Origin of the sequence: Anaerococcus hydrogenalis DSM 7454, assembly GCF_000173355.1 — a bacterium.
Lineage (GTDB): Bacteria > Bacillota > Clostridia > Tissierellales > Peptoniphilaceae > Anaerococcus > Anaerococcus hydrogenalis.
In genome coordinates this window covers 1-23,967 of record NZ_ABXA01000002.1, presented here as the reverse complement: position 1 = coordinate 23,967, position 23,967 = coordinate 1, and the positions used below count along the sequence as shown (strand labels likewise).

Below are 23,967 nucleotides of genomic sequence, written 5' to 3'. Positions count from 1 at the left end.
GCTATATGTGTAGATTGTAGTATTGATGTATAGATAATAAGATAACAGATTATAAAAGTAGGATTGCACTCAGTAAAATTGAAACAGTCTTAACTGAGAAAAATATTGGATATGACGGAGACTTATAAATCGCTCTTATTCCAGAACTTTTAGAACTAATGTTTTTACGGAAAAATCGGATTCTAACAAAGTTCTAAATGAGTCTTAAAATTCTGCCTCAAATAATTGAATTATGGGGGCTAAACATAAAGTCGGAAGTAGTTCCTAAAAAAATTAAGACCAACAGAAAGACCAATGACTACACCCTTGTTTTTACTAAGGGCAGTGGAACTTTGTCTTTCTGTTTTTGATTTATCCTTACTAACAATTGGACTTGTAAATGATATGTTTACAGAAAATAATAACGGTGAATATAAATACAAAGAAGTAGCTACGCAAGAAGACTTTGATAAGTTTTAAGTCATTACGAATGATATTGACAAACTATAATTATTGTTTTACAATAATAATCAAAGATAATTATCGTTTTACAATAATTCGATGAGGAGGATTATCATGAGAAAAAGATTTTTAATAATGGCTATTTTTCTTGTTTTTTCTATAGTTTTAACTTCTTGTAGTCCAAATACTACAAGAGAACAAACAAGTAGTAAAAAAGAAGAAAAGATTGAAATATTTGATTCTAACAATAAAAAAATTGTTGAAACAGAAGAACAAGAAGTTTTAGACTACTTTGGCAATTTAACAGGAATGAGCGTAGCAAATATTAATGATAAAAACTTCGACAATTATTTTAAAGAAATACCAGATGATGCAATAGAGTCTTACCATTTCATATTAACCAGCAAGAGAGAGGATAAAAAAGCTACAAAGATAGATTTTTATATTTATGAAAATTATCCATATATTACAATGGAGGGAATGCCCATGATTCCATCTTCATTAACCTTGGAACTTTCTAAAGAAGATTTAAATGATCTGAAAGATAAAGTACAAGAATGGAAAGATGTAGATGATAATAGATAAACGAAAGTGTTGAGGAGAAGTTATGAAGAGTTTTATTTTTAAAATAGCGATTATATTATCTAAGATTTTAAGGTGTATTTCATATTTGGCAGCAGGTTTTACCTTGCTTGGAAGTGTATTAACTCTAATTTTCAAAGATGATGTAATAAAAGTAGTAGAGTCTCAACAATTTAATCTACAAGAGGTTTCACTTCCTTTTATTATTTATTCATGCTGGAGTGCTCTTATGATATTCGTTGTGGTTGGTTTCTCATTGGATAAATTCGAGAAGATTTTAGTGAATTTAGAAAAGAAAGAATATTTTTCTGACTTAAACTCAAAATATTCGAAAAACATTTTAATAGCTATTTTAATTTTGACAATATGCCAAATTATTTCTAAACTAGTTTTCAATTATTTTAAAGTTGACAATGTTAGCGGTGTTTTTAATTTAACTATTAAGGACTATTTAACAAATATAATTTTTATGGTTATAGCATTTTCATCAATGATTATATTTGATACAGGAAAATCCTTAAAAGAAGATTCGGAAAGTATAATTTGAAAATGAAAGATCAAATAATTATAAATCTAGATCAAGCATTAAAAAAGAAAAATATGACATCGAAAGAGCTTGCAGCAAGGATAGGAATAACCGAAGCAAATTTATCAATATTAAAAACAGGAAAAGCCAAAGGCATAAGGTTTAACACTTTAGCGAGCATCTGTAAGGAGCTTGATTGTCAACCAGGTGATTTACTTGAGTATGATAATGGAGAATATCAACAGTAAAATTAATGCATCAAATATAATGACAGTGTATCGACTACGCACGAATTTAGTCATATAATAAGGTCAAAGGAGATGGGGAAATGGCTACAACAAATTTGAATATACGAACAGATAAAGAAATAAAAGAAGCTGCCGAAAAGATCTACTCCAGTTTAGGCTTAAATATGACTACTGCAATTAACATGTTTTTAAGGGCGAGTATTAGAGAAAGTGGCATTCCTTTTGATTTAAAACTTAATGTTCCAAGTGATGAAACTATAAAAGCGATTGAAGAAGGAAGAATGATAGCTAAAGATACGAATGTGAAATCCTATGACAATATGGATGACTTGAGGAAAGCCCTTGAAGTATAAGATAAGTTTACAAGTAAATTTAAAAAAGACCTAAAGCAAGCTAAAAAGCATAGGAAAAGATAATAAGGAATACACAAGTCTAAAAGTATACTCTGCCAAATTATTAAAAGCTAAAGAGCATACTAAAGCAAAAATATCAACAATAGAGAAATTAAAGAAATTTAAGACTAAAGGGGATATGAAAGTGGATGAAAAGAAGAAAAATGATAAAAGCATAGAAAGGTAAAAGATTATAGGGGGCAGGTTTTTGTCTGCTTACTGTATTGTATGATGGGGCAAGTTCCAATACTGGGGTGAAAGTCCCTAAACAGCGTATTTGTCGACGAATTCCATAGCAATCCTGAAATTTCACATGGAGATATGTGGAAGAGAGGAACGACCTGACTTGATGAACATGAATATGATATTAAGGTTGGTTAGATATGTAGATTACAGTATACTAACAGTAGCAAACAGTGTAGTGGCAAACAGAGTAATGGTTTTAGTAACCAAATGTATAGAAAAGAAGTTAGGATTAAAATAAATGTAACAAAATTCAAAGTTATTAAACCAACCAAGCTAAAATGTTTTGGATTTGAAGTCTGAAAAAGAAAAGACGATTAGAAGGCTAGAACAGACGAAAACTTTTTAAAAGATATAGTATATGTGATGACAGCAAAGACAATCTATTATCAATATAGTAGATATAGATATTGAAATGAGATAAAGAATAATGGTATACTTATTTATAAGTAGACATTTATAAACAACGAAAGAAATGTATATTAAATCAAAAATTATAGATTTAAGAAATTTAGAAAGATAGATTTAATTCATTAAAAGGATGTTGTATTGTTCTTCTTGATTCTTTTACTTAAAAAATTTCTTTATTTTTTTAAAGTTGTTTTGACAAAAGTGATAGATTTAAAATGGAGGAAATTTAGTTATGAATTACTCAGTATTAGTAGTAGAAGATGATGAAAGTATTTTAGATTTAATAGAGATATATCTAGAAAATGAAAATTATATTATAAAAAAGGCAACATGTTCAGAGGAAGCAATTAGATATATTAAGGAAGAAGAATTTGATTTAGCGATTTTAGATATTATGTTACCTGATAAAGATGGATATTATTTATGCAAAAAGATTAGAGAGTCTTTTAATTATCCAATTATTATGCTTACATCAAAAGATGATGAGTCAAGTAAAATTAAGGGCTTAACCTTTGGAGCGGATGATTATGTAACTAAACCATTTTTACCTGGAGAGTTAGTTGCTAGAGTAAAGGCTCAATTAAGAAGATACAATAATTATAATTTAAAAACTAAAGAAGGTACAGGAAATATTTTAACTTATCAAAATGTGGATTTAAATATCAAATCAAGAGAAGTTTTAGTTGATGGACAGGAAATTGATTTAACTCCTATTGAATTTATTATTTTAAAATCATTACTAGAGAAAAAATCTGAAGTACTAGGATCCGAAGATTTATTCTATAAAATATATCCGGATGAATATTATATAAAAAACAATACTATTTCAGTTCATATTAGACATATTAGGGAAAAGTTAGGAATGCAAAATAATATAATAACAACTGTTTGGGGGGTAGGTTATAAGATTGGATAAAGATAAATACTTTGAAAGTATTCTGAAAAAGCTGATAAAAGAAATTGCTATATTTTTACTTATAGTTTTAAGTTGTATGCTTGCAATAGATAGCAATATTTTTAGATTTAATAATGAAATACACGAATTTTTTGTTAATAGATTGGATCTGATTTTTTTTGTTATTTTATTATTGGGGATATTAATTATTATAATAAAAGAATTTTCAAAATTAGAGAAAGATTATATTGACTTATGCAAAAAAATAGACGATTTGGATGAGAATATTGTTAGTTTCCCGACTCATTATAAAACTTTAGAAGATTCCATAAATAGATTAAAATTTAAACAAAAAGAGATAGAATATACGCTTAAAAAAAGAGAAAATGAAGATAATGATTTAATCACCTACTTAGCACATGACCTAAGAACTCCTTTGACATCTATCATTGGATATTTATCAATGCTCGATGAAATGAAAGACTTGCCTAATAAGCAAAGAGAGAAATATATTAGACAATTATTAGAAACAGCATTAGGATTAGAAGATCTTATAAACCAATTTTTTGAAATTGCTAGATTAAATAATGGTGAATTTAGTATTCATAAAGAAAAAATTGATTTAGAATATTTTTTAATACAATTAAAAGATGAGCTTTATCCTATGATGAAAGAGAATAATCATAAGATAAATATCTCAAGTGAAGGCTCAATAGTTGTAAATGTCGATCCAAATAAAATGAAAAGAGCCTTAGAGAATATTTTAAAAAATGCAATCTTATATTCTTATGCAAATACAGAGATAAAAGTTAAAATATATCAAACGTATAAGTGTGTAATATTAAAAATTATTAACAAGGCCGATACACTAGAAGAAGCGCAGATAAGAAATATGTTTAACAAATTTACTAGATTAAATCTAGCAAGAAATTCAAAAAAAGTGGGATGTGGCTTAGGTTTACCTATCGCAAAAGAAATTATTGAATTACATGAGGGTAAGATAGAGGTAGAAAGTTTTAATAATGAAGTTATTGTCATTGTAAGATTAAAAAATAAATGAGGATTACACCTTAATTATGTATAAAACTACATAATTAAGGTGTTTTTATTTTTTAAAAATTAATGAAATCTTAAGAATTAATCAATAGAATATTAAAACACTTTTTTATTGTATCAATTAAAATAAAATCATAGAGGAGTAAAATTTTTATCACTAACATGAAGATGTATTTTTTACTTTTTAATAAGGAAGCATAAAAGATAAGGGAGGTAGTTTAGTGGAATTAGAGATTAAAAACGTAAGTAAGAAATTTAAAGATAAATTAGCGGTTGATAATGCATCAGCTACGTTATGTCCAGGTGTTTGGGGACTCTTAGGTGCAAATGGTGCTGGGAAAACTACATTAATAAAGATGATTACTGGAATTAGCAAACCAAGTAAAGGAGAAATTTTATATAATGGGGAAAGAATCAACAAATTAGGAGAAGAATATAGGAATTTGTTAGGGTTTTTACCTCAAGAATTTATTTGTGCTCCAGAGTTTACTGTAAATTCATTTTTACAATATGTAGCTGCTTTAAAAGGTATAGACAAGAGCAAAACAGAAGAAATGATTGATAAACTCCTAGAAGTATTAAACTTATCTGATGTCAAGTACAAAAAAGTAGTAAAGCTTTCAGGAGGAATGAGAAGGAGAGTAGGAATATGTCAAGCTATTTTAAATGATCCTAAAATATTAATTTTAGATGAACCAACAGCAGGACTTGATCCTGGTGAGAGAATAAAATTAAGAAATTTTATCACGGAAATATCAAAAAATAAAATAGTTTTGCTTTCGACTCATATAGTCTCTGATATTGAATATATATCAACATCAAATTTAATTATGAAAGATGGTAAATTTGTATATTCTGGAACAACTGATGAACTGATATCTAAAATTAAGAATAAGGTATACGAAGCATCTATATCAAATAGAGAATATGCAGAAAAAGAAACACAATTGAATGTTGTTAATGTAAAACAACAAGATGATGGAAACGTACTCATTAGATATATATCAAATGAAGAGAATATATTGAATAATTCTAAATTAGTAAAAGCTCACTTGGAAGATTTTTATTTGTGGGTATTCCCAGAGGATAGAAGCTTTAAGGTGAACTAATATGAGAATTTATTTAAATGAAATAAGAAGAATTTTATCAATAAAAACAAATCAAATTATAATATTGTTTTCATTACTACTTGCTATATTGCTTTCCATAGCTCCAATTAATTTTACAAAAATTACCTATGGAGAAGGAGATCAAGTAAAAAATTTAAAAGGAAAAGAAGCAATAGAATATATTAAAAAAGCTAAAGAGCCTTATTCAGGAAAGATAACAGAAGATTTAATTTATAATGGCACAAAAAAATATAGAGAAATACTAAGAAAATATAATGTTACTGATAGGTCTGAATTAAAACCTGAAATTAATACAAAGGAGCTTATGCCTATAGAACATATAAGTAAGAAAGTAAATGAAGTATTCACTGATTCTCAAAGTAATAACCTTCCTCCAGTTTTAAGCATGGATATCAATGATAGCAAATATTTTTACAATAAAGTATTTGGTTATCTAAATAAAGTAATTGAAAATGAATATCCTAATAAAGCTCAGAATCAAATTATAGAAAAATCTGAAAAAGCACTGGGTAAAATAAAAACTCCATATGAATATTATGGATATTATAGTACAGATGCAAATGATTATAGAGGATTTTATAATACGATAATAATAATTTTAATGGTTATAGTAGCAGCTCCAATATTCTCGTCAGATAGTGAGAATGATTTAGATTATATATTTAAAACAACTAAATATGGGAGAAGAAAGTTTGCCATCTATAAAATCCTAGCAACACTTACGATTTCGGTATTAACTTTGCTCTTAGGAAACTTCATACAAGGCTCTATATTAGACTATGCTTTTGGAACAGAGTATAAAAAGACTTCTGTTCAGATGATGTTTAGTGCTTTAAGTTTGCATAATTGGAACTTTGGACAGTTTAATAAATATATGCTTATTTGTAATAGTATCATATTGATTTCAACCATTCTTGCTACACTAATTATTTCTGTATTAAGTAAAAGAAAAGTTGAATCCATAATGAAATCAATTTTATTAGCAGTATTTCCAACAATAATTTCTCCTATTGGTATGATTAGTGCTATAAACTATATTTTTCCATCTTCAGGAATAGGACTACTCAATTCATTACAAAATCAAATAGCTGATTTTAATTTTGTAAATGTTTTTGGAAATTGGATGAGTTCATCAAGTCTTATAATGATATCAGCTGTAATATATATTATTATTTTACCAAGTTTAGTAGTAATGATGTATTCAAAAATTGGAGGTAATTATGGACTTAATAACCCTAGAAAAAGAAAAGTTAGAAAATAAGTACAAAGAGTTATGTAAGGAAGAATATCCAGGGAGATTAGGCAAAACATTTAAAACAAAATATAATTTTTACTATTATGATAGTGATACTGGCGGTAAAGGAGAATATAGAACTGGTAACAGAGTTCGCGCTTTAAAAACTCTTAGAGCATCATATTAATGATGAATCATAGAGGCTCACACTATATAGAAATTTTAGTCTATATTTTGTGGGCTTCTATAATAATTATAAATAATAAGACTAGTTTTCTTTGTCAAAGCTGTAAGGGAGGTATAGTTTATAGATTATGAATATATATATACAGGAACTTAAAAGATTTTTATTTAAAAAATCGGTAAGAGTCTTTTTAGGCATGGGTTTAGTTTTTACTTTTTTGATATCATTTATTACTTATGTAAGTATACAATATGATGATATAAGTTCTGGAGATACAATTACTTATTTTGGTAAAGAGGCTATAGAACACTTTAATGAGGATAGTAAAGATTCTATAGGTTATTTGACAGAAGAAAAAATAACTAAAGTAGTAAAATCTTATAAAGAAATATTAAATAATGAAAATGTAAACAGTAGAGAAAACTTATCAGAGGATGCTAAAAAAAATATATCGAAATTTGATCCTATATTAAGAGTAATAACATACCCATATACAATTACAACATCTGGAAGTTTACTTGATGTAAACGAACTTGATACAGAAAAAGATTTAAATTTTTATCAAAGTTGTAATGATGCGTTGAAAAAAGACATAGAACAGAAATATAACAACGACAAGATAACAGAATTTGCTCTAAAAAAATATGAAGAGGTTAATAAACCATATTATTATGCAGGGTATTTTAGTGAAGATACACTATTTTTCGTAAATATATTTGTAACAATATTATCATTAATATGTATATTGATTTCATCACAATGCATTGTTGAAGATAAAGAAAATTACCTAGATTCAATTTTTAGAACAACTAGAAATGGAAGAAATAAATATATTTGCAGCAAGATACTTGCCTTAGCAAGTATTATATCGCTTTATTTGATATTAAATATATCTATTTATTATGGCGCTATTAAATATATTTACACTAGTGGTTTAGACTCATCTTTTCAAATGTTACTATTTAATCAACTGTCAATATCTAATTTAACTATAGGTAAAGTTATATTAAGTGTATTTTTGTTAAGTATATTATTTACTATTGCAAGTTCAATGATGTCAATATTTGTCGCTATAAATTCAAAAGTTTCTATGGTTTCATCAGCCATATCGAGTGCTTTATTTTTTATTCCAGCATTATTGTATGGAAAAAAATTGTTTAAATCAATATTTTATTTTTTGCCGTCTTTGGGATTAGGTACTGCAGAAAATAGCTTAATTGAACAGTATCAAAAATTTGAATTTGTTAAGTTGCCAGGTAAAATTTTATGGATTCCAAAGTTTCTAGTAATAATGGCTTTAATTAATATTGCTCTCTATTTATTGCTAAGTATAAAATCATATAACAAAATAGAGCAATAAATATTTTAATGGGAAGTAGAGGATAAATATATGGGTAAGGATAAAATAAATCATCTTGAATGTATAAAAATAGCATTCAAGATGATTTATGAAGTAGTTAAAAATTCTTTTGCGATTACTATAATATTGTCAATTGTAAGTGGTGTTTTTCCGTTTTTAGTTCTTAAATTAGGACAAACAATAATTAATATAATTCAAAGTCATTCCACTAGATTTGATAATATTTTAAATAATTTGAATGATAAGATTATTATATATATCACCCATAGGATAAGATGTGCGATGAATTCTGATAGAATTATTGTGATGGATAATGGAAAAATAGTAGGTGATGGGAGTCACGATGATTTAATTGAAAACTGTAATAGATATAAGTTAATGTATAATAAGGAATTTAAGTGACTTTAATAGATTGAAGGGGAATTAATTATGAAATTGAAAAATCAATATATTTCAGTTGGGATGAAAGTGCTAACTGTATACTATATAATTTGGTTAATCTTTATTGTAGTATTTAAAATGACATTTTCAATCAATAATTTATTGATTGAGCGACAAATAAATTTACTACCATTTTATTATGACAATACAGTTAATATTAAAGTTATTTTTGATGAGATGGTATCAAATATACTCATTTTTTTACCTTTGGGAATTATGATTAGATCTATTTTATTTCGTAAAAACAATTTAAAAAGTATTCTTTTTGTATTTTTCTTTAGTTTAGCTATAGAGTTTTTACAGTACGCATTGTCAATTGGAGTATTTGATATAACTGATATAATTAATAATACATTAGGTGGTGTATTGGGCGTGGGAATATATAATTTAGCTTTAAAAAAATTTAAATCTAAGTTTAAAGTAGATAAATTTATTTTTTGGATAGCTTTTATTAGTGCTATTTTTATAAGTTTAGTATTAATTGTTTTTTTAAAATATAATGGTATTTAAAAAATTTAGTCAAGTCCATAATATTGTACTAGTTTAATTTACACAATATTATGGACTTGACTCTTAAATTCTTATACTTAACAATAAATATTATAATACCCTTTAATGCAATTACACAGAGTTATCGTTTACTCTTTTATAGCTTTTTATCTCTCCACTTCCTTCCCATAATAATTTTCATAGTTTTTACTATACTGAACAAGGTCATAAAATTGTTCTTTATTCAAAGAATACTCTTGCATAAGGGTGTTCTTTTTTTCTTGCAATTTATCGAGCTTTGATAGTATTTCTTTTGTATTAGGGAGTTTATTATAGTTTTTTAAGATTTCTTTAGCGGCTATTTTATAGACAGAAAGTTCACTATAATATTCTTCTGCAAATTGCTTGTCTTCAGGATTTTTCTTATGGTATTTATAGATTTCACGATACTTATTTATAGTATTTATATTTTCCATATCTTGAGATAAACTCTTCATTTCAGCTTCAATTTTCTTTATTTTATCCAACAAGTCTTGTCTATCATCAGCAGATTTTTTGATTAGATCATCTAGTTGAGTGATTGAATTAATTCCTTGTTCTCTAAGTTTAATTATTGAATCAGCCATTGTTTTGATATTGTGTTTTCTTGCCCAAACTTCATAGCTTTTAGAGGATTGAGCTTTTTCATTAGTAGATATATCAATGACATTTCCTACACGCTTTTTAATAGGATTAGCTTTATTTTTAATTGCTAAATCTATTCTTTCTTTGATTTTTTCTTCAGTATAATCTTCACCGACGGTCTTCGATCTTGTAAATCTTTGCTTATCTTTATGGCGAAAAGCAATATGTTTACCAAACTTAATTTCATAATCAAGAGATTTCATATTTTCCAAAAATTCTTCCCAAGATTTAGACTTATTAATCATTCTATCTATATCAAATTGCAGTTTAGATTTCCAAGAATTTCCTTTCTTGTTTTGGTCATATTCGTACCAAGATTTACCAGCAGTTTTATATTTTCTCTTGTAAGCTTCATAATATTCATCAATGACTGAGAGCTTATTTTCTTTACATAATTCATCACTTTGATACCTAATTTTATGGTAAGTTTTTTTGTTAGATTGGTAGCATTTACCAGTCTTGTAATTAACATTATTAAAGATTATATGGTTGTGGATATGCCCTTTATCTACATGAGTTGCAAGAACAAATTCATAATCTTCTTTTAAAATTTTCTTACATAATTCCATTCCAATTTCGTGAGCTTTTATAGGATCAACCTCTCCTGGTAGAAAAGATTGAATTAAATGCCTAGCCAAAACTGTACCTTTAGTATCATTGTCTTCTCGTGTTTTCATAAATTGAATATGGGCAGTAGATGGATAGCATTTGAATGATGATACTAAGACTTTTTCATCAGTTTTTTCGCTTTTAGTAATGTAATCTATTGCCAAATTTAGAGTTGATTTTATAGGATGTATTTTTGTAATTGCCATATTAATCACCAGAACTTTCTTTTGATTTGTTAAGAAGTAGGGAATGGATCTGCAATATTTCTTTTGATAATTTTTCTATCTGTTTATTCATTGACTCGATTTCATTTTTGTAAATAACACCAGTTGTATAAGTAGCTTTTGCAATCTGGTTTATATTATTTGTTGCATTTGAAAGTAGCCATTGTAAGTTTCTAAATGGTTCTAAATCTACAACATAAATTTCTTTTTCTAATACACATTTTCTAAGAAAGTGGGACATAGTTTTGCAATTAGCAAGTTTCATTTTCTTTTCAAAAACTTCTTTTTCTTCTTTAGTTAGTTTTATTTCTATTCTTTCATTTCTAAATCTATTTGTCATTTTATTCTCCTTTATAAAATATATTTAGGGGTCTTAGGGTTCTCCCTAACAAGGTAAAAATTAAAAAAATGGAGCATTCCGTAAAGGTCTGCTCCATTAATTTTTTCGTAAGTGTCCGTACACTTACTGTGCTTGCTATTAAAGTTATAAGCGTTAAGCCTGTATTTAATTATTAGTAATTATATCATAATTAAGTATGATTTTCTACTGTTCGTATTGACAAAAATAAGATAAGAGTATATAATGATAACTAAGTTATCTATATGTCGCAAACTTATAAATTTAGCCGTTAGTAAAGGAAGTGGGATATGACAGAAATTACTGGTTACGATTTAACACATAAAAAGATTATGGATAGTGGTAAAGTTAATTTTTTAAATGATGGGTATGAACGAGCTAATTTAAGAAAAATTTGCAAAGATGCTGGGGTTACAACGGGTGCTTTTTACAGGCATTTTAATGATAAAGAAGATTTATTTATCAGTTTAGTTGATCCATTGGCAAACGAACTTTTGGGTTTTTATAGCAAGTTTGAAGAGGAATCTTTTCAAAACATAGAAAAAAATTGTGGAGAAGATTTATCAAAAATTAACATTGAAGGGTCAATTGAATCTGCATTATATATGTTTAGCAAAAAAGATTTATTTAATCTTTTAATATATAAATCATATGGTACGAAATATGATAATTTTATAGAGCTTCTTGTGGAAAAGGAAGATATAAATAGACATAAAGCGTTTCATATGGTTTCAAATAAAAAGAATATAAAACCAGAAGTCTCTAAAGATGCAATGCATTTGTTAAACCACGCTTATATCAATGCGTTGTGTGAAATTATAATACATTCTCAAACAGAAGAAGAGGTAAAGTTAAACACAAGAATAGTTTCGAAGTTTTTTTATGATGGATGGGAGAAATTGCGAGGTTTTTAAATATAAGGGAAAGGGTATTAAACGCCCTTATATTTTTTAAAGAAAAGATAACTAAGTTAGCTAATTAAGTTATTTTATTTGGAGGTGTTGATTATGAAACAAAAAAGTCCTGCTACTATATTGTGGGAACTTGCAAAAAAGGAACATTCAAAGTTAAAAACATCTGTATTTATAGCGAGTATCGGTGTTATTGCAGGGATTGTTCCATATATTGCAGCAAGTCGTATTTTAGTTGAATTGTTAAAGGGAAATGAGGATTTTAAAATTTATTCCTTATGGTTAGGAATAGGATTGTTATCTTATATTTTAAAATCATTTTTATACTCTATGGCTTTATCTGTATCTCATAAAGCAACTTTTAATGTACTGAAAGATGTTCGTTTAAGAATGCTTGAAAAACTCCCAAAGATGCCATTAGGGGAAATAATCTCTGTTCCAAGTGGAAATTTTAAGCAAATTATGGTTGATCAAGTTGAAAGTATGGAAAAGCCTCTGGCACACCTTTTACCTGAAATGACCTCAAATTTATTAGGCTCTTTGAGTATATTTATTTACTTATTATTTCTTGATTGGAGAATGGCTCTTTTATCATTAGTATCCATTCCTGTGGGGATGCTTTTTATGGGACTCGTAATGAAAAATTATGCTGTTCAATATGAAGGATCTGTAAAGGTAAATCGAGAAATGAATTCTGCAATTGTTGAGTATGTCAATGGAATAGAAGTGATAAAAACATTTAATCAAGACAAGAGATCGTACGCAAAGTACAAAGATAAAGTCATTGCAAATGCAAGATACTTTTATGAATGGATGAAGAGCTGCCAGTTACCTGTATCTTTATCTAAAAATATATCTCCTACTACAATGATAACAGTGCTTCCATTTGGTTGGTATTTCTACATTAGTGGCAGTTTGAGTGCAGAAGTATTTATATCTGTTATTATTCTATCTTTAGGTATTGCAGGACCTTTACTTGAAACAATCAATTTTGTTGATGGTCTTGCTAAGATAGGAACTATTGCTAATTCTATTAACTCAATTTTAGAAGGAAAAGAACAAAAGCATTCTGATGGAGAAGTGACTATCCAGCAATATAATATTGATTTACAAAATGTAAAGTTTGGATATGAAGAAGAAAAAGAAATTCTTCATGGAATATCCCTAAACATAAAAGAAGGGACAACAGTGGCTTTTGTTGGGCCAAGTGGAAGTGGCAAGTCAACTTTAGCAAAATTAATAGCTGGATATTGGGATATTACGGAAGGAAATATAAATATTGGTGGATACAATCTTAAGGAAATTCCATTAAAGCAATTATATAGTTCAACTGCATTTGTTTCTCAGGATAATTTTTTGTTCAACGAAAGTATTAGGGAAAACATCCGAATGGGTAATCCAAGTGCCAGTGATAAAGAAGTAGAAGACATTGCTAAGAAATCGGGTTGTCATGATTTTATTATGAAAATGGAACATGGTTACGATACGGTTGTCGGAAGTAGTGGGAGCCATGTTTCTGGTGGAGAAAGACAAAGAATATCAATTGCAAGAGCAATGCTCAAAAATGCACCTATAGTAATACTTGATGAAGCTACTTCATATATAGATCCTGAAAATGAAGTGATTATAAAGCAAGCTTTATCAAAGCTTATAAAAGATAAAACGGTGATTATTATTGCTCATAGGTTATCAACTATAACAGATGCAGAACAAATATTCTTAATTGAGAATGGAGAACTTGTTTCATACGGTAAGCATGATGAATTATTGGAAGGTTGTGAATTATATCGAAATATGTGGAACGCTCACATAGGAACTAAGGATGGTGAGATGAAATGTTAAGTGCTTTAAAAAAGATTTTAGATTTCTCAGGTGATGAAAAGAAAAATGTATATCACTCTATATGGGTAAGTTTTTTGTTTGCGATTTTTCATATGCTTCAAATCAGTGCTATTTATTTTATAGTGAAAGCAATTGCCCAAAAAGACATGAGCATGATGCCTGCGTGGATAGCATTAATACTTCTTGTTATTAGCATAATCGGAAGAAGTGTTACAAATTATTTTTCACAATTACAGCAATGCCATGCAAGTTATTTCATGGTGGCAAATAAAAGAGTAGCAATAGGAGAAATGCTCAAAAAAAATTCCTATGGGATTTTTCAATGAAAACAATATTGGTGAAGTGGTTGGAATTTCTACAACTGTTTTAGAAGATGTAGAAAATACCGCCGCAATGGTTATGGTAAATACATTATCAGGTTTTATAAACACGATAATATTTACAATAATGATTTTAGCATTTGAGTGGAGAATAGGTTTTATTGTTGCAATTGGATGCCTATTGTACTTATTTGTTCTCTCAAAAATGGAAAGCAAATCAAGGAGTGTTCTTCCTAAAAGACAAAAAGCATCTGCTAAATTAGTTGATGCCATTTTAGAGCAAATTGGAGGAATGTCTGTTATAAAATCTTTCAATTTAACAGGGAAAGGAGATGAAAAAGTCAGAGGTGCTATTGAAAATAGTAGAAAAATAAATCTTGATTGTGAAAAACTGTTTACACCTTATACGATTTCGCAAAATATTCTTTTGGATTTGTTTAGCATTTTGATAATAGGTGCAGGTATTTTCTTTTATATCAATGGAGAACTCTCATTCTTAAATACAGTTATGACGATTATAATTTCTTTTCTTGCTTTTTCTCAAATAAAATTGGCAGGAAGTGCAACAACCTCTCTCAGAGTTGTTAGTGGATCTATTGAGCAAACAAGGAAGTTAGAGGAATTTCCACAGATGGATATTGATGGAAAAGACATAAAGCCTACTACTTTCGATATTTCTTTTGATAATGTAGAGTTTTCATATTCAGGTAAAAAAATCCTCGATGATATTTCGGTCAAGATACCACAAAACCAAATGACAGCTATAGTTGGGCCTTCAGGAGCTGGAAAAACTACATTTTGCAATTTGATAGCGAGATTTTGGGATGTAGAGAAAGGAGAAATCAGCATAGGTAGACACAATATTAAAGAATATTCATTGGAGTCATTAATGAGACAAATTAGTATGGTTTTTCAAAATGTTTATTTATTTCAAGACACTATTGAGAACAATATAAAGTTTGCCAAGCCGGATGCTACACATGAGGAAGTTATAGAAGCTGCAAAGAAAGCGTGTTGTCATGAATTTATTATGAAGCTTCCTGAACAATATGAAACAGTTATAGGAGAGGGAGGTGCAAGTCTATCTGGTGGAGAAAGACAAAGAATATCAATTGCAAGAGCAATGATAAAGAATGCACCTATTATTATTTTCGATGAAGCTACTGCAAATGTAGACCCTGAAAATGAGGATAAATTGCAGGTTGCTATGGAGGAACTCACAAGAAATAAAACAGTAATAATGATAGCACACAGACTAAAGACAATAAAAAATGCAAACCAAATACTTGTTTTAGCAAATGGAAAAATAAATCAAAAAGGCACACATGAAGAGCTAATTCAAGCAGAAGGTATCTATAAAAATTTTGTTGAGGCACGACAAAAGGCAGTCAATTGGAAACTGTCATAAGTGAAAATGATTTATATGAGAATTATTCAAATATAGCTCATGTAGATTTATATTATTTTAATTTAAGGAGGATTAAAAAAATGAAAAAAGGATTGTCAGCTAAAGATCTAATCAATGTAGGAATTTATACAGCTATTTATTTAGTTCTGTTTTTTGTAATAGGGATGATGAATGCAATACCTATTTTATACCCAGCTATCTATCTTCTAATTCCTATAGTCACAGGAATTCCCTTTATGTTGTTTTTAACTAAAGTAGAAAAATTTGGCATGGTTACGATTATGTCAATTATTATCGGTGTGTTTTGGTATTTTATGGGCTATACATGGTTAGCATTAGTGGGATACATTCCATTTGGAATTATCAGTGATCTGGTTATGAAATCAGGTGGTTTTAAGAGTTTTAAAAAGAATGTTATTGGATTTTGGCTATTTTCTTGCGGAATGATAGGTTGTCAAATGCCAATGTGGGTAATGGCAGATACCTATATGGAAGGTGTTAAGCAACAAATGGGAGAACAATATGCACTTGCACTCGCAAAATATATGCCTTCTTGGATGGGGATTGCTGCATTTGGAATTATTTTTATCGGCTCAGTTATTGGTGCAAATTTAGGGAGGAAAATGCTTAAGAAACACTTTGAGAGAGCGGGTATCATTTAATGGAAGAGTATGAGGTATATAAACCGAATAAACCAAAGGGCTTTTTCTTAGATCCTCGTACTAAAATTTTATTTATGATATTTATAACAACCATAATGTCTGTCGGATATAAGGATATTTTAGTTAGCCTTATATCCGCCATTGTGGCAATAGCATTATTATTATCTAATAAACAATTTAAGATATCTTTCATTTATGGAGGGCTATTTACCTTGGCTATTATGGCACACTTTACGAAAGATATGTACACATTGCCTACACTCATAAATACAATTTCAGTATTGTTGAATGCCTTGATTTTAAGACTATTTCCAATTTTTATGTTGGGATATTATGTTGTAATGTCCACAAAAACGAGCGAGTTTATAGCAGCCATGGTAAAGTGGAAAATTCCCAATGCATTTATTATTCCAACAGCAGTTGCATTCAGGTTTATTCCAACTTTGAAAGAAGAACACAACTCTATTAAGACTGCTATGAAAATGAGAGGAATTGGTTTTAAAAATAAAAAGGCGTGGAAAAATCCAAGTTTATACTTGGAATATGTAACAATACCTTTAATCGTTTCTATTGCAAAAATAGGTGATGAATTGTCGGCGGCAGCAATAAGTAGAGGATTGGGAGCTTTGAAAAAGAGAACTACTGTAGTAAAAGTAAAGTTTACTATATATGATTTACTCATTTTACTCTTTTCAATTGCCTTTACAGGACTATTTTTATATAGGAGGGGATAGCATTGATTGAATTTAAAGACGTGTCATTTACTTATGATAGCGGGAATAAGAATGCTGGAATTTATAATATTAATTTAAATATCAATGCTGGTGAAGTAGTTGTATTTTGTGGTGAGTCCGGTTGCGGAAAAACTACAATAAGTAGGTTGATAAATGGGTTAATTCCCGGGTATTATTCCGGAAATTTGACTGGTAGCGTTATTGTAAATGAACATGAAATTTCTAAAAATTCTATTAATGAATTGAGTCAATATGTAGGATCAGTATTTCAAAATCCAAGAACTCAATTTTTCAATGTAGATTCAACAAGCGAAATTGCATTCGCCTGTGAAAATTTTGGGATTTCAAGAGAAGAAATTTGTAGAAGAATTGGCAAGGTAACAAAAGAATTAAATATAAAAGATTTGCTTGATAAGAGCTTGTTTTCTATGTCAGGAGGAGAAAAACAAAAAATTGCTTGTGCTTCTGCTGCTGTTATGGAGCCTGAAATCTATGTATTAGATGAGCCATCTTCTAATTTAGATATACAAACTATAAAAATGTTAAAATATATCATAAAAAAATGGAAAGAAAAAAAGTCAACTGTGGTTATTGCAGAGCATAGACTACAATATTTAATTGATATTGCAGATAGATTTATTTATATGAAAGATGGAAAAATTAACAAAGAATTTTCTTGTGTTGAGTTCAAGAAATTACCTAACAGCATTTTAAATAATATGGGGTTAAGGAGCATACACCCTATTGATACCAGTAGCCGTATAAAAAATATAGAATCTAAGGAACAAATAGAGATTAAGGATTTTATGTTTAGTTATGGAAAAGAGCCTTTTTTTTGAAATTAATGATGCTGTATTACCTCAAAAATCTATTGTGGCTGTTTTAGGAAATAATGGTTCTGGAAAATCAACTTTTTCAAAATGCTTATGTGGAGTTGAAGAAAAAGCAAAAGGAACTTTAAATATACAAACAGAAAGTTATGCTACAAGAGAAAGGCTAAAAAAATGTTTTATGGTGATGCAGGATGTTAATCATCAATTATTTACCGAATCAGTTAAAGAAGAAATTCTTTTGAGTATAGAGAACGATGAGAATAAAGAAGAAAAGATCGATGAAATATGTAAAAAGTTAAATTTAATGGATTTTATAGATTGCCATCCAATGTCATTATCCGGAGGGCAAAAACAAAGGGTTGCAATTGCAAGTGCTATCGCTTCTGATAGGACAATACTGATTTTGGACGAACCTACAAGTGGTTTGGATTTTAAGAATATGAAAGAAGTTTCTAATGAAATGATAAGGCTTAAAGAGGACGGAAAAACTATTTTTATTATCACACATGATCCGGAATTAGTAGAATGTTGTTGTGATTATTTTATGTTTATGGAGAATGGAAAAGTCAAATGGCATGGTATTAAAGATGAAAAGAATATGGGAAAAATTAGGGAATTCTTCGATCAAACTTAAAATTTGCTAAAAAAATCTGGATGAAAAAAAGGAGGTAATTTTATGAAACAAGATATGAAAGAACAATTATTAACAAAAAGACCTATAGATTTACTTTTTCAATTATCTATCCCTGCTGTAATAGGAATGATAGTAATAGGTCTTTATCCACTAATGGATGGAATTTTTGCAGGAAATATTATAGGACAAACAGCAATGACAGCTTGTGGTGTAGCTATGCCACTTACATTTTTCAATAGTGGTGTATCTACACTTATTGGTGTAGGTTCAGCATCGGTTTTATCAAGAGCTATAGGAAAGGGCGACAAAAAAACAGTTGATAAAATTATGGGGAATTTAATCTTTTGGGTTATTCTATTCTCATCAATTATTACAATAGGCGGAATTTTACTTGCGCCACATTTTTTAGATATGGTTGGAGCAAGTGGAGAAATTAAAGAATATGGTATCAGATATTTACGAGTAATTTTTATTGGTTCTTTATTTGTAAACTTTACTCAATCAGCAAACATGGTTATGCGTGGAGAAGGATTAATGAAAAAAGCAATGCTCATTATGGGGCTAGGGGCTTTTTTAAACATAATTCTTGATCCGATTCTAATGAAATTAATGGGAAAATACGCAATAGAAGGGGCTGCACTTGCAACTATTACAGCACAATTAGTTCAAGCAATAATAACACTCCATTACTTCAAATATAAAAGTAAAGCAGTAAAAATAAATAAAATCAAACCTGATCAGGAAATAAAAAAAGAAATGTTTGGAGTAGGTTCATCTGCTATGATGATGCAAATTTTATTTATGATTCAACAAACAATGTTATATAAAATGTCCTTTAAATATGGTGGAGATACAAATGCTATCTTGATGGCAGCAACACTTAGAATATATGCCTTTTCATTTATTCCACTTTGGGGAATGAGTCAAGGTTTACAACCTGTAGTTGGTACAAATTTTGGAGCGAAAAAATACGACAGAGTAAAAGAAGCTATGAAAGTATTTTCTATCGGAGGATTAGTTCTTGCATCAATATTTTGGGTGCCAGCATTAGCATTTTCAAAGAATATACTTTCTTTATTTGGAGTAGAAGAAAGTATTATAACTCAGGGAATAGGGAACTTTAGACTATTTTATTCTATCTTTATCCTATATGGAGTAATGGTAATGACTATAACATTCTTCCAATCAATAGGAAACGCTAAAAAAGCTGGCATAATAGTCATGCTAAGGCAGTTATTTTTATTCGTACCTGCTATGATTATTTTACCAATGATATTTGGAGTTAAAGCAGTATGGTTTGCAGAACCACTTGTAGATTTAATTATGATAATAGTTGGTGTAGTAATGATGTTTGGGGAATTAAATAGGATGGATAAAATTAGTTTGAAAAATTCAAGTAATGAATAATAAGTGGGTTTATTTAAAAGAATGGAGGGAAATATGCAAATAAATATAATTAAAGTAAATTTACCTTTTTTCTTTGATTTACGCTGTTTATAAGCTAGATAACTCAGTTAAAAAATTAAATATAATTCTTATCAGAAAGAGTTTCTTTCATTTTAGAGGACTAACCATGCCCAAGAGCAGGAGTCCTCCTTTTTTTGTCTGAAAACATAAAGACAAAAAAAGGATGGAGGAAACATAAATGACAAAAGAATATTACCTTTATGTCGGTGGGCAAAAAATCAAAGTAAGTGAGCAGATATACAAAGTTTACTGGCAAGAAAGAGAACACGAAAAATATTTAGAGCAGGTGGACAAGAAAAACCACTTGCTATTTTTTTCGTCCCTAAATCACGATGGGAATTTTGAATATAATCTAGAAGATAAAAACGTTGATGTAGAAAAAGTTGTAGCTACACAAATGATGATTGAAGCATTAAAAAATGCTATGTCAAAGTTAAATAAGGATGAACGGGAAATCATAGAAAGATTATATTTCAATGATGAAACACTTCGTGCAGTAGCAAAGACTAAAAATATCTCACATCCTGCTTTAATAAAAAGGCGAGATAAGATTTTAGAAAAACTAAAGAAATTTATAGAAGAAATATAATTTCTGGTTACCAAAGAGGGCAAATTTTCCTTTATAAAGTGAGGGGAGTTTTGTCCTCTTTCTACTTTAAAAGAAATCTAAATGATATTTGAACCTTAACAATTGAATAGACCAAGACAAGACATTAATCATTTTTGGAGCGTAATAACCTATCCGCCAAGATCTTTCTGCTGAATAATTCGGCAAAACAAGTACTACTAAACTAAAAGCAAGGGAAGAAGAAAGGGAGCGATAAGTAAGAGTTTGAATATAGGGAGGGATACCCTATTCGCTATGAAGAAAATGAGGATAATGATACTTCTAAGGTTGAAGCCGGCTCATCCTGAACAGAGGCGGAGGTGAGATTCCTATGTCGCTAATCCAAGGCACTTGTCAATGTCAAAAAACTTTAAAAATATTAAAATAAATATTTTAAATATATTATTTGGAGGATTTATGATTAACGAAAATATAAAAGGTGTTCGTGTTTCTGAGAAAGCATTTCTAACATTAAAAGAAGCATCTGAATATTTTAATATTGGTCAAGATAAAGTTAGACAATTAACGGATGAAAATGATTGCGATTTTGTATTATTTAATGGAAGTAAGCGTCTTATTAAGAAAAAATTAATGGAAGAATATTTAAATAGACAGTTCTCTATTTAATCTAAAACTATATATAAAACACGCTTAATGCGGTATAATAATTATAGCGTGTCTTTTATCAAAAAAGGAGAATTTTTATGGTAAAAAGACGCAAAGATAGTAAAGGGGTTGTTTTAAAAGACGGTGAATATCAAAGGTCAAATGGCACTTATGAATTTAAGTGGCAAGACAAAATAGGTCGTAGAAAATCTATCTATGCGAAAACTCTAAAAGAATTAAGAGAAAAGGAATTAGATATTTTACGCAATACTATAGATGGAATCAACAACGAAGGAAGTAGCTTGTCTGTAAATGATACTTTTAAGCTATGGACAAAGGTTAAAAGAGGTTTAAAGGATAATACCTTTAAAAATTACATCTATATGTATCAACAATTTGTAGAACCGACTTTTGGTCGTATTAAACTATCTGATATTAAAAGATCTGATGTTAGAAGTTTTTATAACAGATTAAAGGAAGATCAAGGATTAATGATTTCTACTATAGATTGTGTTCATACTGTCTTACATCAGGTATTAGAATTAGCAGTGGATGACGAATATATAAGGTTTAATCCATCTGACAATGCTTTGAAAGAATTGAAAGTAGCTTATCGAAATGAATCTCCGAAGAAAAAAGCCATGACAATAGAAGAACAGGTGCTATTTGAAGAATATTTATCTAATAGTGATGAATATAAAAAATGGTATCCAATATTCATTGTTATGCTTTGGACAGGAATGAGAGTTGGAGAAGTTACAGGATTGCAATGGGACGATCTAGATTTTGATAATGGTCTTATAAATGTAAATAGGACTTTGGTATATTATAGTAAAGGTAAAGGATTAAACAATAGATATGCTATTAATACACCGAAGACAGCATCAGGTAAGCGAAGTATTCCTATGGTTCAAAAAGTAAAAGATGCTTTTCTTATGGAAAGAGAGTTACAAAAGACTTTTGGAATCGAATGTTGTGATTCAATCGATGGATTCAAAGACTTTGTATTTTTAAACAGATTCGGAAAGGTTCACAATAATGGAACACTTAATAAAGCTTTAAGAAGAATTGTTAGAGATTGCAATTTAAGTATAATGGATAAAAATAAATCGAGCTCTAATGATATTCTATTAGTTCCACATTTAAGCAATCACATTTTCAGACACACCTTTACTACAAGGCTTAATGAACAAAATATAAATACAAAAGCAATGCAGTCTATTCTAGGTCATTCTGATATTAGTACAACAATGGATATATATGTAGATGCAACAGAAGATTTTAAGATAGAACAGATGGGAGAATTTGAAAAAGCAATGAAATTTATATTTTAGAATTTACGACAGCTTACGACAAATTTACGACAATTTGCTAGAAATCTATAGGCACTTATAGAGAGTTAGCAAATTGTCGTAAATGGAGAAGTACCATAAAATAGACTTTTATAGAGATTTAGACAATTATCTAAGGTAGAGGGGATTTTCCCAACAATGAAGCCAATAGGCTTAGAAAAGACAGAAAATAGTGATTTATCAAAAGAAACTTACGAAACTTATGACAAACTTACGACAGAAAAAATTGACTTTTCAAAAGTAAAAGTAGAGCCATTATTTGAAGATATGGTTGATTTTGATACATTCTCAAAATCTGATTTTAGAGTTGTAAAAGTTAAGAACTGCGAAGAAGTTCCAAAGTCAAAAAAACTATTGAAATTTACATTAGATGATGGTTCTGAAAAAGAAAGAGTTATTTTATCTGGTATTAAGGAATATTATAGCGCAGAGAGCTTAGTTGGAAAGACACTACTTGCGATTTGTAATCTTCCTCCACGTAAGATGATGGGAGTCGACTCAGAAGGTATGATTATATCTGCAATTTGCGAGTAACGACGGAAGAAGTAAAAACTTAAACCTTAATAATGTTGGATAATAATATTCCAGCAGGATCAAAATTATATTAAAGAACAACGCTAATTACTAAACTGGGATTTGTTATGAATCCAGTTTAATTTTTAGGGGTATGTATGAGATGGATAATTAGAATAATTTTATTACCAATAAGATTAGTATGGAGTTTGCTAATAGCTTTTTTTAACTTTTATATTAAGTTTGAAACTACGTTATTAAACGTAGTTTCTACTTTAATGGATGGTGGTAAGTGTATATATAAGCTAAGCGGAGTGAGACTTTTCTTATCTGATAAATTTGATATTACAAAACATAAGAATTATAAGTTATTGGAAGATTGTGATAAGAAAAATGTTTTTGATATTGAAAAGTATATTACACGAAAGGGTAAAGCTAAGATAAATGGTAATACAGTGATAACAAGATTGTAATATTTACTGTAAGAGTCTATACATGCGAGGAACTATATAATATAATAGAACTAGATAAATTAGAATTTAACAGGCAGAAAATTTTGGACGTAAAGGAG

25 protein-coding genes and 3 pseudogenes are annotated in these 23,967 nt (G+C 28.8%); 26 read left to right on the top strand and 2 right to left on the bottom strand.

Annotated elements, in window-relative coordinates:
• Window positions 1–294 precede the first annotated feature (294 nt).
• The 13 genes from ANHYDRO_RS10015 to ANHYDRO_RS00250 all read left to right on the top strand — a co-directional run bounded on the left by ANHYDRO_RS10015 (window position 295) and on the right by ANHYDRO_RS00250 (window position 9,653).
• A complete protein-coding gene (locus ANHYDRO_RS10015; RefSeq protein WP_004812205.1) occupies window positions 295–459 on the top strand; it encodes a hypothetical protein in 165 nt (54 codons plus the stop codon).
• Between the two features lie 96 nt (window positions 460–555).
• The gene (locus ANHYDRO_RS00305) at window positions 556–1,026 is read left to right on the top strand and encodes a hypothetical protein (protein WP_004812204.1); all 471 of its coding nucleotides are present in this window, start codon (window positions 556–558) and stop codon (window positions 1,024–1,026) included.
• A gap of 22 nt (window positions 1,027–1,048) precedes the next feature.
• On the top strand, window positions 1,049–1,570 hold the full coding sequence (locus ANHYDRO_RS00300; protein ID WP_004812201.1) for a DUF2975 domain-containing protein: 522 nt from the start codon (window positions 1,049–1,051) through the stop codon (window positions 1,568–1,570).
• 2 nt (window positions 1,571–1,572) lie between these two features.
• Complete coding sequence (locus ANHYDRO_RS00295) at window positions 1,573–1,797, top strand: helix-turn-helix domain-containing protein (protein WP_004812199.1); 225 nt, start codon at window positions 1,573–1,575, stop codon at window positions 1,795–1,797.
• Between the two features lie 80 nt (window positions 1,798–1,877).
• On the top strand, window positions 1,878–2,150 hold the full coding sequence (locus ANHYDRO_RS00290) for a type II toxin-antitoxin system RelB/DinJ family antitoxin (protein WP_004812197.1): 273 nt from the start codon (window positions 1,878–1,880) through the stop codon (window positions 2,148–2,150).
• A gap of 925 nt (window positions 2,151–3,075) precedes the next feature.
• The gene (locus ANHYDRO_RS00285) at window positions 3,076–3,759 is read left to right on the top strand and encodes a response regulator transcription factor (protein ID WP_004812190.1); all 684 of its coding nucleotides are present in this window, start codon (window positions 3,076–3,078) and stop codon (window positions 3,757–3,759) included.
• Entirely contained in the window at window positions 3,752–4,798 is a 1,047-nt protein-coding gene (locus ANHYDRO_RS00280; RefSeq protein ID WP_004812187.1) for a sensor histidine kinase, read from the top strand. Before ANHYDRO_RS00285 ends, ANHYDRO_RS00280 begins: the two co-directional genes overlap by 8 nt.
• 217 nt (window positions 4,799–5,015) lie before the next feature.
• The gene (locus ANHYDRO_RS00275) at window positions 5,016–5,903 is read left to right on the top strand and encodes an ABC transporter ATP-binding protein (RefSeq protein ID WP_004812186.1); all 888 of its coding nucleotides are present in this window, start codon (window positions 5,016–5,018) and stop codon (window positions 5,901–5,903) included.
• A gap of 1 nt (window position 5,904) precedes the next feature.
• Complete coding sequence (locus tag ANHYDRO_RS00270; protein WP_004812182.1) at window positions 5,905–7,185, top strand: ABC transporter permease; 1,281 nt, start codon at window positions 5,905–5,907, stop codon at window positions 7,183–7,185.
• Window positions 7,145–7,345 (top strand): hypothetical protein, encoded by a 201-nt coding sequence (locus ANHYDRO_RS00265; RefSeq protein ID WP_004812181.1) that lies wholly within the window; start codon window positions 7,145–7,147, stop codon window positions 7,343–7,345. The genes ANHYDRO_RS00270 and ANHYDRO_RS00265 overlap by 41 nt, the downstream gene beginning before the upstream one ends.
• Window positions 7,346–7,472: 127 nt before the next feature.
• Complete coding sequence (locus tag ANHYDRO_RS00260; protein ID WP_004812179.1) at window positions 7,473–8,702, top strand: ABC transporter permease; 1,230 nt, start codon at window positions 7,473–7,475, stop codon at window positions 8,700–8,702.
• Window positions 8,703–8,732: 30 nt separating this feature from the next.
• On the top strand, window positions 8,733–9,104 hold the full coding sequence (locus ANHYDRO_RS10155) for an ABC transporter ATP-binding protein/permease (RefSeq protein ID WP_004812177.1): 372 nt from the start codon (window positions 8,733–8,735) through the stop codon (window positions 9,102–9,104).
• A gap of 27 nt (window positions 9,105–9,131) precedes the next feature.
• Window positions 9,132–9,653 carry a VanZ family protein gene (locus ANHYDRO_RS00250; protein WP_004812176.1) on the top strand — a complete coding sequence of 174 codons (522 nt, stop codon included), beginning with the start codon at window positions 9,132–9,134 and terminating at the stop codon, window positions 9,651–9,653.
• A 146-nt stretch (window positions 9,654–9,799) separates the two neighbouring features.
• Here ANHYDRO_RS00250 and ANHYDRO_RS00245 read toward each other — a convergent pair whose 3' ends face one another.
• Entirely contained in the window at window positions 9,800–11,131 is a 1,332-nt protein-coding gene (locus ANHYDRO_RS00245) for a relaxase/mobilization nuclease domain-containing protein (protein WP_039913588.1), read from the bottom strand.
• 1 nt (window position 11,132) lies between these two features.
• Window positions 11,133–11,489 carry a plasmid mobilization protein gene (locus tag ANHYDRO_RS00240; protein ID WP_004812171.1) on the bottom strand — a complete coding sequence of 119 codons (357 nt, stop codon included), beginning with the start codon at window positions 11,487–11,489 and terminating at the stop codon, window positions 11,133–11,135.
• A 308-nt stretch (window positions 11,490–11,797) separates the two neighbouring features.
• Between ANHYDRO_RS00240 and ANHYDRO_RS00235 the strand changes: the two genes are divergently transcribed.
• The 13 genes and pseudogenes from ANHYDRO_RS00235 to ANHYDRO_RS00180 form a co-directional block, all read left to right on the top strand.
• Window positions 11,798–12,421 carry a TetR/AcrR family transcriptional regulator gene (locus tag ANHYDRO_RS00235; protein WP_004812170.1) on the top strand — a complete coding sequence of 208 codons (624 nt, stop codon included), beginning with the start codon at window positions 11,798–11,800 and terminating at the stop codon, window positions 12,419–12,421.
• Window positions 12,422–12,514: 93 nt separating this feature from the next.
• The gene (locus tag ANHYDRO_RS00230) at window positions 12,515–14,260 is read left to right on the top strand and encodes an ABC transporter ATP-binding protein (RefSeq protein WP_004812168.1); all 1,746 of its coding nucleotides are present in this window, start codon (window positions 12,515–12,517) and stop codon (window positions 14,258–14,260) included.
• Window positions 14,254–15,988, top strand: a pseudogene (locus tag ANHYDRO_RS00225) (ABC transporter ATP-binding protein). Before ANHYDRO_RS00230 ends, ANHYDRO_RS00225 begins: the two are co-directional and overlap by 7 nt.
• A gap of 80 nt (window positions 15,989–16,068) precedes the next feature.
• Entirely contained in the window at window positions 16,069–16,650 is a 582-nt protein-coding gene (locus tag ANHYDRO_RS00220) for an MptD family putative ECF transporter S component (protein ID WP_000715596.1), read from the top strand.
• A complete protein-coding gene (locus ANHYDRO_RS00215) occupies window positions 16,650–17,384 on the top strand; it encodes an energy-coupling factor transporter transmembrane component T (RefSeq protein WP_004812161.1) in 735 nt (244 codons plus the stop codon). Before ANHYDRO_RS00220 ends, ANHYDRO_RS00215 begins: the two co-directional genes overlap by 1 nt.
• 2 nt (window positions 17,385–17,386) lie before the next feature.
• On the top strand, window positions 17,387–18,223 hold the full coding sequence (locus ANHYDRO_RS10150) for an ABC transporter ATP-binding protein (protein ID WP_004812160.1): 837 nt from the start codon (window positions 17,387–17,389) through the stop codon (window positions 18,221–18,223).
• Window positions 18,201–18,851, top strand: a complete 651-nt coding sequence (locus ANHYDRO_RS10145) for an ATP-binding cassette domain-containing protein (RefSeq protein ID WP_004812159.1) — start codon at window positions 18,201–18,203, stop codon at window positions 18,849–18,851. Before ANHYDRO_RS10150 ends, ANHYDRO_RS10145 begins: the two co-directional genes overlap by 23 nt.
• A gap of 42 nt (window positions 18,852–18,893) precedes the next feature.
• Window positions 18,894–20,258 (top strand): MATE family efflux transporter, encoded by a 1,365-nt coding sequence (locus tag ANHYDRO_RS00205; protein WP_004812158.1) that lies wholly within the window; start codon window positions 18,894–18,896, stop codon window positions 20,256–20,258.
• Window positions 20,259–20,496: 238 nt separating this feature from the next.
• The gene (locus tag ANHYDRO_RS00200; protein WP_004812157.1) at window positions 20,497–20,907 is read left to right on the top strand and encodes a sigma-70 RNA polymerase sigma factor region 4 domain-containing protein; all 411 of its coding nucleotides are present in this window, start codon (window positions 20,497–20,499) and stop codon (window positions 20,905–20,907) included.
• A gap of 435 nt (window positions 20,908–21,342) precedes the next feature.
• On the top strand, window positions 21,343–21,552 hold the full coding sequence (locus ANHYDRO_RS00195) for an excisionase (RefSeq protein ID WP_009345237.1): 210 nt from the start codon (window positions 21,343–21,345) through the stop codon (window positions 21,550–21,552).
• A 77-nt stretch (window positions 21,553–21,629) separates the two neighbouring features.
• Complete coding sequence (locus tag ANHYDRO_RS00190) at window positions 21,630–22,865, top strand: tyrosine-type recombinase/integrase (protein ID WP_004812154.1); 1,236 nt, start codon at window positions 21,630–21,632, stop codon at window positions 22,863–22,865.
• Window positions 22,866–23,009: 144 nt separating this feature from the next.
• Window positions 23,010–23,491, top strand: a pseudogene (metG, locus tag ANHYDRO_RS00185) (methionine--tRNA ligase subunit beta); the annotation flags it as partial.
• A 177-nt stretch (window positions 23,492–23,668) separates the two neighbouring features.
• Window positions 23,669–23,869, top strand: a pseudogene (locus tag ANHYDRO_RS00180) (hypothetical protein); the annotation flags it as partial.
• Window positions 23,870–23,967 lie beyond the last annotated feature (98 nt).

Coding starts and splice junctions, on each gene's coding strand:
- ANHYDRO_RS10015 (WP_004812205.1), top strand. CDS start 295: ATGACTACACCCTTGTTTTTACTAAGGGCAGTGGAACTTTGTCTTTCT.
- ANHYDRO_RS00305 (WP_004812204.1), top strand. CDS start 556: ATGAGAAAAAGATTTTTAATAATGGCTATTTTTCTTGTTTTTTCTATA.
- ANHYDRO_RS00300 (WP_004812201.1), top strand. CDS start 1,049: ATGAAGAGTTTTATTTTTAAAATAGCGATTATATTATCTAAGATTTTA.
- ANHYDRO_RS00295 (WP_004812199.1), top strand. CDS start 1,573: ATGAAAGATCAAATAATTATAAATCTAGATCAAGCATTAAAAAAGAAA.
- ANHYDRO_RS00290 (WP_004812197.1), top strand. CDS start 1,878: ATGGCTACAACAAATTTGAATATACGAACAGATAAAGAAATAAAAGAA.
- ANHYDRO_RS00285 (WP_004812190.1), top strand. CDS start 3,076: ATGAATTACTCAGTATTAGTAGTAGAAGATGATGAAAGTATTTTAGAT.
- ANHYDRO_RS00270 (WP_004812182.1), top strand. CDS start 5,905: ATGAGAATTTATTTAAATGAAATAAGAAGAATTTTATCAATAAAAACA.
- ANHYDRO_RS00265 (WP_004812181.1), top strand. CDS start 7,145: ATGGACTTAATAACCCTAGAAAAAGAAAAGTTAGAAAATAAGTACAAA.
- ANHYDRO_RS00260 (WP_004812179.1), top strand. CDS start 7,473: ATGAATATATATATACAGGAACTTAAAAGATTTTTATTTAAAAAATCG.
- ANHYDRO_RS10155 (WP_004812177.1), top strand. CDS start 8,733: ATGGGTAAGGATAAAATAAATCATCTTGAATGTATAAAAATAGCATTC.
- ANHYDRO_RS00250 (WP_004812176.1), top strand. CDS start 9,132: ATGAAATTGAAAAATCAATATATTTCAGTTGGGATGAAAGTGCTAACT.
- ANHYDRO_RS00245 (WP_039913588.1), bottom strand. CDS start 11,131: ATGGCAATTACAAAAATACATCCTATAAAATCAACTCTAAATTTGGCA.
- ANHYDRO_RS00240 (WP_004812171.1), bottom strand. CDS start 11,489: ATGACAAATAGATTTAGAAATGAAAGAATAGAAATAAAACTAACTAAA.
- ANHYDRO_RS00235 (WP_004812170.1), top strand. CDS start 11,798: ATGACAGAAATTACTGGTTACGATTTAACACATAAAAAGATTATGGAT.
- ANHYDRO_RS00230 (WP_004812168.1), top strand. CDS start 12,515: ATGAAACAAAAAAGTCCTGCTACTATATTGTGGGAACTTGCAAAAAAG.
- ANHYDRO_RS00220 (WP_000715596.1), top strand. CDS start 16,069: ATGAAAAAAGGATTGTCAGCTAAAGATCTAATCAATGTAGGAATTTAT.
- ANHYDRO_RS00215 (WP_004812161.1), top strand. CDS start 16,650: ATGGAAGAGTATGAGGTATATAAACCGAATAAACCAAAGGGCTTTTTC.
- ANHYDRO_RS10145 (WP_004812159.1), top strand. CDS start 18,201: ATGGAAAAGAGCCTTTTTTTTGAAATTAATGATGCTGTATTACCTCAA.
- ANHYDRO_RS00205 (WP_004812158.1), top strand. CDS start 18,894: ATGAAACAAGATATGAAAGAACAATTATTAACAAAAAGACCTATAGAT.
- ANHYDRO_RS00200 (WP_004812157.1), top strand. CDS start 20,497: ATGACAAAAGAATATTACCTTTATGTCGGTGGGCAAAAAATCAAAGTA.
- ANHYDRO_RS00195 (WP_009345237.1), top strand. CDS start 21,343: ATGATTAACGAAAATATAAAAGGTGTTCGTGTTTCTGAGAAAGCATTT.
- ANHYDRO_RS00190 (WP_004812154.1), top strand. CDS start 21,630: ATGGTAAAAAGACGCAAAGATAGTAAAGGGGTTGTTTTAAAAGACGGT.